This window comes from Fibrobacter sp., assembly GCA_017503015.1.
In the GTDB taxonomy this organism is placed as follows: Bacteria; Fibrobacterota; Fibrobacteria; order Fibrobacterales; family Fibrobacteraceae; genus Fibrobacter.
The window spans coordinates 93,915-109,873 of record JAFVTX010000030.1; the positions used below are offsets into that span (position 1 = coordinate 93,915).

At 50.9% G+C, this 15,959-nt stretch carries 12 protein-coding genes and 1 tRNA gene; 3 read left to right on the top strand and 10 right to left on the bottom strand.

The window, feature by feature from the left end:
* Positions 1-131: 131 nt before the first annotated feature.
* Positions 132-2,687, top strand: coding sequence for a DNA gyrase/topoisomerase IV subunit A (locus IKB43_05955; protein MBR2469680.1), 2,556 nt, complete (start codon positions 132-134; stop codon positions 2,685-2,687).
* Between the two features lie 77 nt (positions 2,688-2,764).
* On the opposite strand, the gene pilQ is transcribed toward IKB43_05955, so the two are convergent.
* The 9 genes from pilQ to pyrR all read right to left on the bottom strand — a co-directional run bounded on the left by pilQ (position 2,765) and on the right by pyrR (position 12,447).
* Complete coding sequence (gene pilQ, locus IKB43_05960; GenBank protein MBR2469681.1) at positions 2,765-4,291, bottom strand: type IV pilus secretin PilQ; 1,527 nt, start codon at positions 4,289-4,291, stop codon at positions 2,765-2,767.
* A complete protein-coding gene (locus tag IKB43_05965; protein ID MBR2469682.1) occupies positions 4,288-6,213 on the bottom strand; it encodes a hypothetical protein in 1,926 nt (641 codons plus the stop codon). The genes pilQ and IKB43_05965 overlap by 4 nt, the downstream gene beginning before the upstream one ends.
* Complete coding sequence (gene pilO, locus IKB43_05970; GenBank protein MBR2469683.1) at positions 6,213-6,812, bottom strand: type 4a pilus biogenesis protein PilO; 600 nt, start codon at positions 6,810-6,812, stop codon at positions 6,213-6,215. Before pilO ends, IKB43_05965 begins: the two co-directional genes overlap by 1 nt.
* A 1-nt stretch (position 6,813) precedes the next feature.
* Positions 6,814-7,446, bottom strand: coding sequence for a PilN domain-containing protein (locus tag IKB43_05975; GenBank protein ID MBR2469684.1), 633 nt, complete (start codon positions 7,444-7,446; stop codon positions 6,814-6,816).
* A complete protein-coding gene (pilM, locus tag IKB43_05980) occupies positions 7,446-8,594 on the bottom strand; it encodes a pilus assembly protein PilM (GenBank protein ID MBR2469685.1) in 1,149 nt (382 codons plus the stop codon). The genes IKB43_05975 and pilM overlap by 1 nt, the downstream gene beginning before the upstream one ends.
* Before the next feature lie 108 nt (positions 8,595-8,702).
* Positions 8,703-9,704, bottom strand: coding sequence for a PilZ domain-containing protein (locus IKB43_05985; protein MBR2469686.1), 1,002 nt, complete (start codon positions 9,702-9,704; stop codon positions 8,703-8,705).
* A gap of 5 nt (positions 9,705-9,709) precedes the next feature.
* Complete coding sequence (locus IKB43_05990; protein MBR2469687.1) at positions 9,710-10,957, bottom strand: dihydroorotase; 1,248 nt, start codon at positions 10,955-10,957, stop codon at positions 9,710-9,712.
* Positions 10,950-11,885: an aspartate carbamoyltransferase catalytic subunit gene (locus tag IKB43_05995; protein MBR2469688.1), complete on the bottom strand. Its 936-nt coding sequence runs from the start codon at positions 11,883-11,885 to the stop codon at positions 10,950-10,952. Before IKB43_05995 ends, IKB43_05990 begins: the two co-directional genes overlap by 8 nt.
* Position 11,886: 1 nt before the next feature.
* Positions 11,887-12,447, bottom strand: a complete 561-nt coding sequence (gene pyrR, locus IKB43_06000) for a bifunctional pyr operon transcriptional regulator/uracil phosphoribosyltransferase PyrR (protein ID MBR2469689.1) — start codon at positions 12,445-12,447, stop codon at positions 11,887-11,889.
* 239 nt (positions 12,448-12,686) lie between these two features.
* Between pyrR and IKB43_06005 the strand changes: the two genes are divergently transcribed.
* Positions 12,687-13,232 carry a peptidylprolyl isomerase gene (locus IKB43_06005; protein MBR2469690.1) on the top strand — a complete coding sequence of 182 codons (546 nt, stop codon included), beginning with the start codon at positions 12,687-12,689 and terminating at the stop codon, positions 13,230-13,232.
* Between the two features lie 168 nt (positions 13,233-13,400).
* Positions 13,401-13,473, top strand: a tRNA-Ala gene (locus IKB43_06010).
* 51 nt (positions 13,474-13,524) lie between these two features.
* Here IKB43_06010 and IKB43_06015 read toward each other — a convergent pair.
* On the bottom strand, positions 13,525-15,921 hold the full coding sequence (locus tag IKB43_06015; protein MBR2469691.1) for an LPS-assembly protein LptD: 2,397 nt from the start codon (positions 15,919-15,921) through the stop codon (positions 13,525-13,527).
* Between the last annotated feature and the right edge of the window lie 38 nt (positions 15,922-15,959).

Here is a 15,959-nt window from a genome sequence, read left to right on the forward strand (position 1 = left end):
CAGGTATGGGCTACGAGCTATGAGCACGGGCCTTCGGCCCTTTGAGCAAAGTAAGGCGCCACAGGCGCGATTATCTAGCTCAAAGCGAAGCGACCTCACACCTCAAAGCGAAGCGACCTCAAGGCTAAATTATGGATGAAGAACAGAAAACTTTAGGACTTTCGAACGTAAACCACCTGGAAAAGCTTTACAACGGCTGGTTCCTGGACTACGCGAGCTATACGATTCTCGACCGCGCCGTGCCCTACTTCGAGGACGGCCTCAAGCCGGTGCAGCGCCGCATTCTCCACACTATGTACGAGATGAACGACGGCAGTTTCCACAAGGTGGCGGGCATCGTGGGCGACACCATGCACTACCACCCCCACGGCGACGCCTCCATCTACACGGCCCTGGTGAACATGGGCCAGAAGAACCTGCTTATCGAGCCGCAGGGTAACTGGGGTAACCCGCTTACGGGCGACGAGGCTGCCGCCCCGCGTTACATCGAAGGCAAGCTCAGCGACTTTGCGCTGGACGTGATGTTCAACCCCGAGACTACGGAATGGATTCCGAACTACGACGGGCGTTCCAAGGAACCGGTGACACTCCCCGCGAAGTTCCCGATTCTCCTGGCCCAGGGCGTGGACGGCATCGCGGTGGGCCTTTCCACCACCATCCTCCCTCACAACTTCAAGGAACTGTGCCAGGCGAGCATCGACTACCTGCGCGGCCGCAAGTTCACGCTGTACCCGGACTTCTATACGGGCGGCATCATCGACGTGAGCGAATACAACGACGGCCAGCGCGGCGGACGCCTCAAGGTCCGAGCCCGCATCGAAAAGCTCGACAACAAGACGCTGGTCATCCGCGAAATTCCCTTCGGCACCACCACCGATAGCCTCATCGACTCCATCGTGGCGGCCAACGACAAGGGAAAAATCAAGATCAAGCAGATTGTGGACCACACCACCGAAAACGTGGAAATCCAGATCCACCTGCAGGCAGGTTCCGACCCGCAGGTCGTCATCGACGCGCTCTATGCGTTTACCGACTGCCAGACGACTTTGGCCGCCAACAGCTGTGTGATTATCGACAAGAAACCGAAATTCAGTAGCACCACGGAACTTCTGAAGCTCAGCACCGACCACACGGTACACCTGCTGGACTGGGAACTGGACAACGAGCTCAAGCACCTGCAGGACCAGTGGCACATGACGAGCCTCGAGAAAATTTTCATCGAGAAGGAAGTCTACGAGGTCATCAAGAAGGCGAAGACCCACGACGAGATGGTCCAGCTGATTGATGAAGGCTTGAAGCCATACGTGCGCAAGCTCCGCCGCGAAGTGACCCGCGAAGAAATTCTCAAGTTGGCCGAAATTCCGGTCCGCCGCATCAGCCGTTTTGACCGCAAAAAAGCCGACGAGTTCCTGGAAGAACTGGACAAGAAGATTGAAGAGGTGAACCACAACAAAGAACACCTCACCGACTACGCCGTGAACTACTTCAAGAACATCCTCAAGAAGTACGGCGAAGGTCGCGACCGCAAGACTGAAATTGGCGAATTCGGCCAGGTGAGCGCCGTGCACGTGGCTCTCGCGAACCAGAAACTCTACGTGAACCGCAAGGAAGGCTTCCTCGGCACGGGCATGAAGAAGGAAGAATACCTCTTTGACGTGTCCGAATACGACGACCTCATCGTGTTCAAGGCCGACGGCAGCTTCAAGGTGGTGAAGGTCTCCGACAAGGATTTCGTGGGCAAGAACATTGTACTCGTGGAAAAATTCAACAAGGACGACGAGCGCCACATCTACAACGTCATCCACCAGGACGGCAAGGACGGCACCGCCTACATCAAGCGTTTCAACGTAGGCGGCGTGACCCGCGACAAGGACTACTACATGGGCAAGAACAAGCCCGGCAGCCGCCTCTTGTACATGTCCAGCAACCTGAACGGCGAGGCCGAAGTAGTGGAAGTGACGCTCAAGCCGCGTCCGCGTACCAAGCTGAACTTCGAAGTGGACTTCAGCTCCATCGAAGTGAAAGGACGCGGCGCCATGGGCAATATCGTCACCAAGTACCCAGTCAAGACAGTCAAGCGTATCCGTAAGGGTGTCAGCACTCTGGGGGCCCGCGTGCTGTACTTTGACGCCCTCTCCGGACTCATCAGCACCCAGAGAAGGGGCGACCGCATCGGCGAATTCGGCGAGAAGGACAAGATCCTCATCGTCAAGGAAAACGGCAGGGCCCGGGTCCACGACATGGCCGACCCGATTCTTGTGGGTACCGGTATCAAGTACATCCACAAGTTCGACCCCACCCAGGTCTTTACCATCCTCTACTTCGAGGGCGGAAACTTCAACTACATGGTGAAGCGATTCAACCTGGAAGGCTGCCCCATGACAACGGAATTCAACCTCATCAGCGACCACAAGGATTCTCAGATGATTGAATTCTTCGCCACAGACGATGCCCGCCAGCTCATGGAATACCAGGTGGGCCGCGAAGTCCAGAAAGAAGAGCTGGACCTGACAGAAGTGGCCGATGTCAAGAGCTACAAGGCTCTGGGCAGCAAGTTCACCGCGAAGAAGGTGAAGCGCACGAGCCGAATCAGCCCGGCCGACACCTTCGACGACGGCACGGACGACTCGGCCACCGGCACAGAGGTATCCGTCAAGGACGAAGACGACAACGACCTATTTAAATAGTCACAACAGACAAACTGATATAAAATTAAAGGCCAGGGATTTCCCTGGCCTTTGTTAAGTTCTTTTAAATGGGAAAATTACTCCCAATCACTATCAGCACTCTTTGATGGAGCTGGTGCTGCTGGAGCCTTGGATGCTGCCGGTTTTTGTGCTTGCTGAGCAGCAGGAGTCTGTTGCTTAGCAGGAGCAGCTGCGGTCGCAGGCTTCTGTTCTACCTTTTTCGCTTCAGGAACTGGAGCAGGATTTCCTGTCGTTTCAGAGGAAGCCTCAGAAATATCCACATTGCCAATATAGTTACGGATAATGCGAGGTGTCACAAAAATCACAAGGTCTTTTTTCACTACAGCCTTACGAGAATACTTGAACAAGTTGCCAAACAGCGGAATATCCTTCAAGAACGGAATACCACTTTCAGATTCTTGCGTTTCATTACGAGTAAGGCCGCCAATCACCACAGTTTCACCATCTGCTACAACCACCTTAGTCTTTGCTTCCTGAGTACTAATGACAACTTCACCCTTAGAGTCATAGTCATAAGAGTTATTTTCAGGATGCAAATCCAACAAAATGCGGTTGTCACCGGATACATGGGGTGTTACCGTAAGCTTGATACCCGTTTCCACTAACTGTGTAGAGGATTCTCCGTCATCGTCAATGACACGGATAGAAATCTTGTCTCCCATGAACACCTGAGCTTCGGTGTTGTCAAGAGTGGAAACCTGGGGGCTGGCAAGCACTTCTGTAGAGGCGTCTCCCATCAAATTGGTAATGGCTAATTGCAAATGGTTGTCCAAAACGCTGGTAGTTATAGACGCAGACGGATTAAGAACTGCAGGAGACACGCCCTTGTTGGGGAAAGACTGCGCAGCCACGCCCATTCGAGGATCTCCAGCAGCACTTCCCGTGGGCATTTGAGCTTGGCCCGGAGTCAACCCAGTTTTGCCAGCCTGATAGGTCCAGTCCACACCCAGTTCGCGGGCGAGTTCGCTGTTCACCACCACAAGCTTTGCAGTAATCATGATTTGGAGAGTTTCGATATCCAGCTCATTCAAGGCGTTCTCCATCTGATCAATTCTTCCATCGGTATCATAGACAATGATGGAGTTAGTGCGTTCCACCACCGTAATGCGGCCACGATTGGACTTCATGCTTTCGAGCACCTTGACCAGTTCCTCAGCCTTGGCATGATGCACCTGAAAGTTCTTACGGACCAAAGGAGCATTCTGTTCTGCCTGAGCCTCTTCATCCGCAATTTTCTTTTGCTTGGCCTGATAGGTACTAGAACGCTGAATGGTAATGTACTTGTCCTGAATGAGCCAGGTCAGGTCATTAATCTCGCAGATAATATCCAAAGTCTCTTGCCAAGTTTTCTTGGTAATCTTGAGGCTCATCTTGCCCTTCACATCGGGAGCAAGAAGAATGTCCACACCCGCAGTCACGGAGAGAGAACGGAATACGGCATCGAAGTCCATATCCACAAAGGTAAAGTTATACAACTTCTTGTTGGGCTCCGAAGGGCCACTCTCCGCAGGCTGCTGGGCAAATGATGCCGTGACACCTACAGCAAGAAGCAGAATGAGAACGATCTTGGCTATTTTTTTCACTTTTTACCCCCATACTTATCGGGAAGACCCATGGAGTAGCGACGGCTCACACCGAATTCTTGGATTAGGAAGAGCACATCTGTTTCTGTAATTTTCAATACCTTGCCGTTCAAGATCTTATCCCCTTCCTTGAGGGTATAAGAAATAGACGGATTTTTGGCTTCAACCAGAATGGCCATCGGCACATCGGACTCCCAAATAATGCCTACGAGTTCCACCTGGTCAATATTAATACCCTCTTCTACCAAGCCCTTCACATCTACAAAGGGATCGCGGCGGCCGAAAGAGCTATAGGTAACGCGGTCTTCGTACATACCATCCAGCTGACTGGCAATATTGACAGAGCCTTCGGCAAGTTCACCCCTTTCCTTGTCCACTTGTTTGAGCCTCTCTTGCTGAACTGCAGAAAGTTCATCCTTGTAACTCACTGAACGGCGGTTCACAAAGCCCACACGAGCTCCGCTCTGCACTTTATAATAAAGGCCAACTAAATCCATATTCACCAAGCGATCACCAAACGAAAGGCGATTAATAATCTGGGAATTTTCATTAGGACCTGCATACATGTCAATTTCGTCATCTACCACGATAAGTTCGCGAACCACCGGTTTCAAGTGGAACACTTGAGCCCCCGACACAATTTTCTTGCTTTCCTTATCGTACTTGTTTACAAATGTATCGAAATTCTGGCTTGCATCTGCAGCCTTCATCCAATCACGTACAAAAATTCCATCAGGTCTTGCCGACCAGAAAATAAAACCGTCTTTCTTTATGACATTTTCGCTGGTCTGCAGAACCAAAGCACCATCCTGTACCAAAATTACAGGCCGGAGTCCCACTGGCAACTGAAGTTTCAGGCCATTAGCGCCCCAAGTTGCAGACTTAACAAGAGATCCCGCACCAATTTTAAATACCGGTGATTTCTGCGGGCCCGCAACACCTATCGTTACGATAGATGCCTTATCGGGACCGGAAACATACTTGATATCAATAGCATCGTCAGCTACCAAGCGGAACTGTTCCATACCGGAGCCCATAAGAACCGTAAACTCCTTGACTCCAGGCAAGAGCGCGGAAATATTTCCATCCTCCTTGACAGCCTTATCCAAGTTCTTCTGTTCATCTGCCAATCGTTTGGCTTCTTCGGCAGCTGCTTTCTCGGCAGCCTTCTTCTCCTCGGCTAGCCGTTTCTTTTCTTCAAGAGCAGCCTTCTCTGCAGCTTTCTTTTCTTCAGCCAAGCGCTTCTTTTCTTCGGCAGCGGCCTTGGCGGCGGCCTTTTTGTCTTCGAGGGCCTGCTTTTCAGCAGCTTTCTTTTCTTCGGCCAAGCGCTTCTTTTCTTCGGCAGCAGCCTTGGCTGCAGCTTTTTTATCTTCAATAGCCTGCTTTTCTGCAGCCTTTTTCTCTTCAGCTATACGTTTCTTTTCTTCAAGAGCGGCCTTTTCTGCAGCTTTCTTTTCTTCAAGAGCTCGTTTGTCAGCTTCTTTTTTCTTCTGGGCAAAAATTTTGGAAAGAATCCAGGCCTTACCCTTGTTCCCTTTGAGTTTTAAAAGGAAATTGGAACCTTCCAAGGAAATTTCGTTCTTGTCACCACTCAGGGACGGACCTACATTCATCTCGATTTTCAAGAACTGCATACCACGGTAATTGTCCTTGAAAACCCTCATGGATTTCACCCACTCGGATGCGCCGTCGATATCGTAGTTTCCTTCGCCCAAGGCGAAATCCGTATTGGAAAAACCAACAGTCAGTTTCTTTGCCGCTGCGTCATATTTCTGGAAGAACGTAGGCAAATCTTCCTCGGATGCAAACAGGAATCCCATTTCGCATTTCTTGGCATCGCAGACAAATTTTACATCCTTAATCTGAGCCGCAGTTGTAGAGGCGACAAAGGCAAGGAACAAAAGGACAAATATTTTTTTCATCATTTTGCTACCTTCTTGGATGTGTAAGTGGTCAGGTTAAAGGTAACCGACATGGTAATGGGAGTCCATCCATGGGTTTCCGCTTTCTGAAGCTCGGCGGCAATGCCGGAGTAGCGATTAAGGCGCAAGTTAGAAATCGCCGTCGGGTAGTTGAAGTTTGCTATTTCGGCAAACAGGTAACCCAACATGTGATAGCCAGAGTTCACCGCAATAGAATAACGGTTCTCTATGTAATGTTCCTTTTCGCTACCGCCTTCAGGATTAAACCGCTGGATTTGCACACCAGAACTACGAAGTACAGAGTATAGGTCTTGCAGGCGCAGAGGAACCTTTTCTTCTTCGGGGAACATTTCTTTCAGTTTTTCAAAATCCTTTTCCGCTTGGACCAACTGCATTTCCAACTCGGCAATACGCTTCTTTTGAGCGTTAATCTTGTCCAGTTCAGCCTGGGCCGATTGCAACTGGTTCTCCAGGTTTGTCCGTTCCTGGACAAAAGGATCCCACATATAGGTATAAACGCAGTAAGCAGCAGCCAATATCAAGACGATTATGGAGATGGCGTATATATTTTTCTTGTCTTTCCAATCAATATTACCCATACTACCCCTCCATTCCCAAATCCTGTTTCAGGAGTACCTTGATGGTAAAGGTGTAAACTTCCTCTCCTTCAACCTTCGAAGTAGAAATATTTACCAGCGAGACCTTTTCAACACTTACCTGCTTTTCCAATTTCACCATATACTCGGCAACCTCAGAGAAATCAAAGGTTGTACCTCGCATTTCCAAATCATTGTCGCTCAATTGGTTCAAACTAGTAAGCCACATATTAGGCGGCAATACCGACGAAACATTTTCGAACAAAATAACCCAACGTTTCTTACTGACCTGAATGGACTTAAGAGCGTTTATCTTTGTATTGATAACACCTTGTTTCTGTTCTAAGTCGCTAATCTTTGTGAGCAGCGGACGTTCACGTTCCACCTCAGCTTTAACACGACTAAGTTCCTGGTTTAACCCAGAAATCGTCTCTTCCGTAAAAGAGAATAGCATCACCACGCCAACAACAACAGCAATAAGCGCTATAGTCGGCCACACCACACGGCGGTCCGTAATCCAGGAAAAATCCTTGACTGGCTTACGGTATTCCCTGGGAAGCAGGTTGATGGAAATGCAAAGAGATTTCCTTGTAGCCACGGCGGATTTTTCTTGTTCCTTTTTCTTTTTCGTAGCCATTAGAACTTCCTCATCGCAAGGCCCAACGCAGGGGCATAGATATTAGAAAGACCTAGAGAAATACCATTCGCGCCAAACACTTTGGCATCGCACTCCACATAGCGGAATGGGTTCACTGTGTCAGTTTCAAGCCCTGTGCGCTCTGCTATATAAGCCTTCATTCCAGGGATCGAGGCACCTCCACCGCCCAAGAAGATTTTTCCAAGCGTCTTAGAGTCTTCCGAAGACTCGAAATAACGGATACCAAACTCAATCTGGGCCATCAGGTCTTCAAAAGCAAGCTTCATGGCTTCTTCTACTTCGGCTTCGGAGAATCCATCCACCACCCCTAGATCGCCCTTCTCAAAAATTTCGTGACACTTGGCAGCATCAATACCCAAATGAGTTCCCAGCTTGGAAATCACCAAATCCAAGGAACCGCCAGTCATGGCACGCATGGAGTGGAAGGCTCCGTCTTGCACAAAGGCAATACTCATCTTCTTTTCGCCAATGTTCACAATAGCGCAGGTGGTATTCAAATCTTCTTCGCTGGCTGTCGCCATATAGGCATTGAGAAGTCCGAAGATATCCACATCAATTGCGGACAGCTTGAGGCCCTTTACCGTAAAGAACTGGGCCCAAGAATCCAATAGGGCGTTCTTTGCAGCCACCACGTTTACCTTAACCTCGTCATTTTCACGAGATGCCACTTCGTAGTCAATGACGTTATCCTGGTCATCGAAGGGCGGACGGGACTGGGCGGTCTGGAGAATAATGGCTGCCTCATCTCCATTTTTAGGGAGTTTCACGCTCAACCGGTCCACCAGGACGCCACCGGCGCCAGCGCCGCAGTTCACAGAAGCCACCAAGTCCGTAGATTCATCCAGAGGATGACGTAACATAAGCTTGGTCATAGCTTCGCTCAAGAGCTCATAGCCGTCTTTTTCTTTTTTAGCGTTCGAATCTTGGGGTTCGTCACCGCCTTCGCGACGTTGGATTTCACCATTGACAATGGCACCCTCGGGTACCGGTTCAAGGTCGGCATCGACCACCACCTTACCACCGCGGCTATTATGATAGACTTTAACATACTTGATGCTGTAATGCCCAACATCAATGCCTACGGTCACGCGTTCACCGCGAATCTTAGCTAGCAGACTTAAAGCCAAAATAAACTCCAATCGGAAACTATACTACCCTAATTCTACCTTTATAAAAGCCAAATGTCAAGCAAAAAATTCATCTAAGTCATTGAAAATGAACTACTTAGGACTTTTTTAGGCCTCTTCGGGGGCCTTTTTTTGTTTGTGGACCTCGAAAATGTACTGCAGGACCCTCTCCTGGGTCCACCCGAAGGCCCCGAAGAAGGAGGCTGTCAGGAAATAGTAATCCGGAAATTTTGGATTTTTTTGCCCCAAATTGCGCAAAATCTCAATTTCCACATCTTCTTCACCAAAACTGGGCAACTCGAACTTGATTTTCAAGTGCTGCCCCGAAGAGCAGTCCACCGGAAGCCCAAGAAGGATACCGCCCGCAGATAGGTCCAAAAGCACCCCATTGCTGGTAGAACCATCTTCAAAGGTCGCCACCACAGGGAAATCCACCGGTTCGCGAACCCAACGGCGCAATTGCTTCTTTTCGAGGTTTGTCGCATGAGATAGCGTAAGGCGGCCCGAATTGAAGGATTTGACAGCAACCTTGGCCGTGTATACGGCATCTTCTGGCCGGGTCCAGCGCAATCGGACATTCCTGCCCACCAGGGAGCGCCCCGAACCTACGGATTCGTCGTATCCGACCACAAGCCCCAGTTCATCCGTTCCAAGAATCGTCGAATGGAACATTCGGGTTCCACCGTCCAAGAGAACATCTACGCGATTCGTCTCGTTGTACTGTCTTGTAGAGGTTACTGTAGCAAGATGATTCGATGCCGTAAAGTTCAATTTTCTACGGAGCCTCGCAATAACCTCAAGCACCTCTTTTTTGACATTGTCTTCGCCCTTGAAATCGTAGTAGTTGGACACCGCCGATTCAAAGAGGGTTGCCGTATTCAAGATAGCGTCCTTGTTTTCGTACTTCGAAGAACGGACTAGCTTTTCAAGGACCCTGATTTCATCAGGAAGAAGTCCCAACTCTTTAATCTGAGCATCAAAGAGAGGCGTCCCGAACATGACCTCGTGTTCCCTGCGATAGTAACTGCGCTGAATTTCCCACAGGGCCACCAGTGTAAGCACTAGGACCACAATGCCAAAAATCCAGAACAGTTGCAGGGGTTCAATCATTTAGCCTAGACCTCGGTCCAAAGACCGCCCAAATAGGAGCCCTTGATTTTGCCAGAAAGTGTTTGACCCAGAAGCGGGCAATTACGGACCTGACCGGCAAACAAGGACGGAGTAACCACCGTTTCTTCCTTGTCATTGAACAGCACAAGATTCGCCTTGGCACCTAAAGACAAGTCAGATGTTTCGGCATGGGCAATCTTTGCCGGGGCAAAGGACAACAGCTCCAGAGCTCGAGCCTCGCCCAGATTTTCCATCAAGGACTTCCACAAAGCAGGGAGCGCTATTTCCAGGGAGATGGCTCCTGGGACAGCGTCTTCAAAGTTTACTTCTTTATCTTGACGAAGCACCGGATCGTGGTTCACGCTGATGGCGTTCACCGTCCCAGACTTGAGGCCCTGCCACAAAGCCGCCTTGTCGCTTGCCGAGCGGAATGGCATCACCACGTTACAGTGAGAATCCAGATTGAACAAGCAGCTGTCGTCTAGCAACAGGTGATAGATGTCCACATCGCAAGTAACGTCCACACCCTGTTCCCGAGCGTTTTCGATTAGCTTCAAGGTTTCACCACAGCTGACCTGCTTGAAATGCACAGGAACTTTTAAGAACCGAGCCATTTCAAGAATGCGGAAAGCAGCGATGGTTTCTGCCACACGAGGAATCCCCTTCATACCAAGTGTATCGGCGTAATGGCCTTCGTGGACAAGTCCATGATGGCGGAGGGATTCGTCCAAAGGCATAAAGAAGAAACGCTTGCCCGTCATGGAACCGTATTCCATGGCAAGACGCAAGAACCTGGTCCGGGTGGCGTCCTGGTTACCGTCGCCAAAGCCCACGGCCCCCTCTTCGGCAAGCTCGATCATCTCCGTTAGTTCCTTACACTTGTAGCCCACACTGAAGGCGCCCAAGAAGCTGAACGCAAATCCGGCAAAGCTGCTAATCTGCTTGATGGCCGAAAGCTTGCGGGAATCGTCGATGGCATTGTCGGAGCTTTCGTAAAGACCACCGTAGAATCCACCACGACGCATGGCATCTACGCCATCCTTGAAGTCGTAGATGTCGTCACGAAGAGGTTCCTTAAAGTCCAGTCCAAGGCCGAAAAGGGCCGGAAGCGCAAGAGCCCCATCGGCATCAAAGACGGCCGCGTCGGCCAAATCTTCCTTGACCCACTTGCCGTCGGCAAGGTTCATGGTGGTAGGAGATTCAAACTTCCCATTTACAAAAGGGCGAACATTCTTGAGTACAATCTTATTCATGGGCACGGCCTCCGGCCAAAAGGTAAAGTACAGCCATGCGGACGGCAACGCCATTTGTCACCTGGTTCAAGATGACAGAATTTTCACCATCAGCGATTTCGCTATCCAGCTCTACGCCGCGATTGATAGGACCCGGGTGCATAATCAGAACCTTGTCCTTGGCGCATTCCAAAAGTTCGTGGGTGATACCGAAGGTGTTGCGGTATTCACGCATGCTAGGGAGCAGGGCGTCGTCCATGCGTTCCTTTTGCAGGCGAAGCGCGATAATGGCGTCGGCATTCTTTACCGCCTTTTTCACATCGCTTTCCCAGGTGACATTGGACATGAGTTCCGTGTTGCGGGGAACCAGGGTGCTAGGTCCGCAAAGCGTCACATGGGCACCCATGGTGGTCATGCCCCAGAGGTTACTGCGGGCGACCCTGCTGTGGCGGATGTCGCCTACGATGGTCACGTTCTTACCTTCGAGAGTCCCAAGCTTTTCTTCTACGGTAAGCATGTCTAGAAGCGCCTGGGTCGGATGCTCGTGGGCGCCATCTCCGGCATTCACGATGATGGCCTTACTGTTGTCGGCCAAAAACTTCGGAACACCCGTCCCCTTGTGGCGGACCACCACGATATCGATTTTCATGGCCTCGATGTTGCGGAGGGTATCAACCAGAGTTTCTCCTTTCTTGACGCTGGAGTTGCTGCTGGTAAAGTTCACCGTGTCTGCAGAGAGCCGCTTTTCCGCCAGTTCAAAACTGGTGCGGGTGCGGGTACTGTTTTCAAAGAACAGGTTCACCACCGTCATACCCCGAAGGCTCGGCACCTTTTTCACGGGGCGTTCAAGGACTTCTCTAAACTGTTTTGCGTGGTCGAGAATCAGGCGAATATCTTGTTTCGATACGCCGCGCAGTCCAAACAGGTGCTTAATTTCAAGTGCGCTCAAGCTAAGCCTCCACTTCTACGAGATAGACGGAATTTTCATTGTCAATGGGTTCGATGTTCACCCGGACTTCCTGGTTCTGTGCGGTTTCAACGGTGAGTCCCACGCAGTCGGGTGCGATGGGCAGTTCCCTATGGCCCCGATCCACCAGAACGCAGAGCCGAACCACCGATGGGCGTCCAAAGTCCAAAATGGCCTGAAGGGCCGCTCGAACGGAGCGACCTGTGTACAGGACGTCATCTACCAGAATCACCACCTTGCCTTCTACGCTGGCGGGCATCTCGGTAAAACGCATTTCCGTAGAGCCCAGTTTTTTGCGGTAGTGGAAATCATCGCGGTAGAACGTGGCATCCAGGCTGCCGGTCTCGATGGGTTTCCCGAACTTTTCGCTCAAGCGCTTGCTGAGCTTTTGTGCCAGGGGAATCCCGCGGCTTGCCATGCCGAGAACAATCATGTTGTCGGCACTGGGGTGCATCTTTGCAATCTTTGCTGCCATCTCGTCCAAGGCAAATTCCATAGCCTGGGCCGAGAGGAGTTCTTGAAGTCTTTTGCAGTTGTCTTTCATATAGGCATCAGCGCGGTCGCAAGCTCCCTCTGAGGTGTGAGGTCATTCGCTCCGCTCATTTTGAGGTATTTTCACGCTAGAAGTTAGATTTTTTCAAGGACTTTTTTCTTTTGCACTCCATAAAATACACCTTGTTTTTATATATATAAGCAGGACTTTGCGTTACGTCGGAATGCAGCAAAAAATTGCCCATACCTCAAAGCGTAGCGACCTCATACCCCATTCCTAAAGGAGTTCCCATGTTCAACCAGCTCGACAAACCCCAGGCAGGCGAAACTATCGCCATCATGAAAACCAATCACGGCACCATGAAGCTCCGCCTCTTCGAAGAACGGGTGGGCGAATGCGCCACCAACTTCATCGAACTTGCCAAGCAGGGCAAGTACGACGGCGCTCCCTTCCACCGCATCATCAAGAACTTCATGATCCAGGGCGGCGACTTCACCAACAGGAACGGCACCGGCGGACACTCCGCCAAGGGCCCGGGCACCACCATCGGCGACAAGTACGACCCCTGCCTTTCCCACATGCGGGGCGCCCTCAGCTGGGCAAAGACCGCCATGCCCAACTCCATCGGCAGCCAGTTCTTCATCGTTCATGGCGACGACGTACATTTCTTGGACCACGACCAGGTGGGCCCCGGCCCTGCCGACGGCTACTCCGTATTCGGCCAGCTCTACGAGGGCTTCGAGGTCCTGGACGAAATCGCCGGAGTCAAGACGGACCGTAGCGACCGTCCCTTCGACGACGTGATTATCGAAAGCGTGACCATCGAGAAGGCTTAGGAGAGGGAACAGGATCTAGAGACTAGGATCTAGGGGGCGGCTCTGCCGCGATTATCTACTCTAGCCCCTAACCCCTAGCCTCTAGCCCATTAATTGAAAAATTTTCATTTTTTCGAAAATCCCCCCTTGACAGGAGCCAAATAAATTTCTCTATTTGGCTCACCTTTCGGGGTTATAGCTCAGTTGGTAGAGCGCCTGCATGGCATGCAGGAGGTCAGGAGTTCGACTCTCCTTAGCTCCACTCAAAAGACCTGCCTATTTGGCGGGTCTTTTTGTTTTCCCTGTATTGTCCTTACTTGCTGGACTTGTCCTGCTTTGTATCCGTGCTGCCCGCATTCAGCTTGATATCGGGCAGGTCACGCACATAGATGGCAAAGCTCCAACCGGCGGCAGGGCCCGTAGGCGTCCAGGTAAAGTCCAACTGCCAGCAGTGGAGCGTCCGGTTAAAGGTAAACCGGTGGGTCACAAACTTGCCTTCGTTGTAATCGTACTGGGTGCTGTAGCTCATCTCCCAGTTCACCGTGGGCTGGAACGTGGCGGTAATGCTTGTAGAGTGAGAAATCTGGTCCTGGAACAAGTCCTTGGCCACTCGGGTACTGGAGAAGGTGTAACGATAATCGAAACCGAAGGACCACTTGAGCATCTCGTACTTGCCCATCTGGGACGGCAGTCCGCCGTTAAAGTTACCGCTCCAGCGGAAAGCACGGGACAGCTCGTAACCCCAATACGTCAGTTCCGGCACCTGGACCTTGTTGGGGTCATCGCTAAACTTATGGTAGACACTATGACGGGTATTGACCGTAAACATGTAATCGGGCAGTATCTGCAAGCCAAAGCTAGAGGTAATGTCCGAGAAATTCAGGGAGTCTGCTGCAAAGTTGTACGACACATTATGCCGAGTCGTTAGCACACGACGGTTACCGTACTGGTCTTCTACCGCCCCCGAACCATCTTCCCTAGTCGTGTCTGCAGCGCGGCCCACCACCTTCAGATACTTGATATCAAAATCGTTGTTCAAACCGAAGCCCACGGTTTTCTGTTCAATCTGGTAAGGGGTCTGTCCTAACAATGGGTGTGGGGCAAAGGTCTTGACCGTATCTATTTCTGGAGCGTAGGTGTACGAAACGCTTGGCGACAGCACATGCCTAAGCCCCGTAAAGCGGCCAATTTCCGGCACCCAGATTCCATACAGTTTGGTATCCGCCGTAACGCTATAGTTATGGTTGTAAGCCGCTTCGCCATAGGTATCGTGTTCCGGATCCAGGCTCATGTAGCGCTTACGGTAGATCAGGGAATCTTCTGGATTGCGCCAGGAGGTTCCCGTCCAGAAGCCTGTGAAGTCCGCCCGTGGCGTCAGGTTTATTACCCGAAGGACCCGCAAGGAATAGTCCAAAGAATAAGTTCCCGTGTAACCCACATACTTGGCAGTAGTGTCCACCTCGTTGACGGTATCCTGCGCCCGAACGGTATAGAAGTTGAACCTGTTGTTGAAACTGTAGTTGAACTTTTCCAGATAACTTGCGATGGAATGATCGTCGTAGGCTTCTTCATCTTCATCTATGTCAAAATTGAACAGAGGGCCGCTCATGCGGTACTGGATATCGGGGATTTCCCTCTGCATCATGTCCGTCACCAGGTTATGGTCCTGACGGACCTTCACCGTCAGGCTCTTGTTGGTACCGAACTTGCCGGAATAGGTCATCTGGGCATTGGCCTGCTGGTTCAAGATGGTCTCTGCATCCAGGGCGTTGTCCTTACGAACGCTCTGGCTAGAAACGAAAGAGCCCGAGCCGCTCAAGGTATGCTTTCCATCGGGAGTCAAGTTCTGGTTATGAGAAAAACGGATGTCATAGCCACTATTGGCCATATCAAATTCTTCTAGGTAACTTGTGTAAGAAACATTTCCTTCTAGCACATAGCGCAACTTGTACCTAACCTCCCCCGTCAAGGTAGAGCGTTCAAACCGGGCCTCCTCGCCTTCGATAATATCGCCCTTGACCGTAGCATCCCAGTAATCGTTCGGTGCGTAGTAGAAACCTAGATTACTCATGTAATAACCCTGCACCTGGTCACCACCAAACTTGGGCGTCAAGATACCCGACTTACGTCCGCTTTTGAGAGGGGCCACAATCATGGGAAGTACCGCTACCGGCACATCGGCAATGTTCAGAACCACAGGCCTTGCCGTTATGGTCTCCTTAGGTTTTACCACCATTCGCCGACCATAGAAGTAAAAATGCTGGTGGGTGGAATCGTTACAGGTACTAAAATCTCCTCGGGCAATCTGGATTCGCTGGTCCGGCAAACGACGGACCTCCATACCATTCAGCTGTTGGTTATCTTGGTAAGTTGTGGCGTAATAGATTTCACCGATACGGCTTTTCATATTGTACTTGAGCCGCATGCCCGAAAGAGATGGATTCTTGGTTTCCCTAAGAATGGGGTCACCGCTGGCTGCGAGAACGCTATTTTCCTGGTCGAACCAAATGGTGTCGGCATCCAAGGTAGTGGTACGGTACTTTAGCTGGGCACTATTGTTCAAGTTGAAGGTAGACTTGTCCACGTCATAAACCAGGTCCACTGCACGATACTCGATGGTATCCACTCCAGAAGTATCGTTCATCCAGTTTACTTCGGTGGTATCCTTTTCCTCTTCTTGAACCTGTTCCTCCAACTCAAACCGAGTCATCTCCTGGCCAAGGGCAGGGAGTGACAAGACCGTCACGG

Bases quoted from the DNA above. Each gene is read 5' to 3' on its own strand.
- IKB43_05955 (MBR2469680.1), top strand. From the start codon at position 132: ATGGATGAAGAACAGAAAACTTTAGGACTTTCGAACGTAAACCACCTG.
- IKB43_05965 (MBR2469682.1), bottom strand. From the start codon at position 6,213: ATGAAAAAAATATTTGTCCTTTTGTTCCTTGCCTTTGTCGCCTCTACA.
- pilO (MBR2469683.1), bottom strand. From the start codon at position 6,812: ATGGGTAATATTGATTGGAAAGACAAGAAAAATATATACGCCATCTCC.
- IKB43_05975 (MBR2469684.1), bottom strand. From the start codon at position 7,446: ATGGCTACGAAAAAGAAAAAGGAACAAGAAAAATCCGCCGTGGCTACA.
- IKB43_05985 (MBR2469686.1), bottom strand. From the start codon at position 9,704: ATGATTGAACCCCTGCAACTGTTCTGGATTTTTGGCATTGTGGTCCTA.
- IKB43_05990 (MBR2469687.1), bottom strand. From the start codon at position 10,957: ATGAATAAGATTGTACTCAAGAATGTTCGCCCTTTTGTAAATGGGAAG.
- pyrR (MBR2469689.1), bottom strand. From the start codon at position 12,447: ATGAAAGACAACTGCAAAAGACTTCAAGAACTCCTCTCGGCCCAGGCT.
- IKB43_06005 (MBR2469690.1), top strand. From the start codon at position 12,687: ATGTTCAACCAGCTCGACAAACCCCAGGCAGGCGAAACTATCGCCATC.
- IKB43_06015 (MBR2469691.1), bottom strand. From the start codon at position 15,921: ATGACTCGGTTTGAGTTGGAGGAACAGGTTCAAGAAGAGGAAAAGGAT.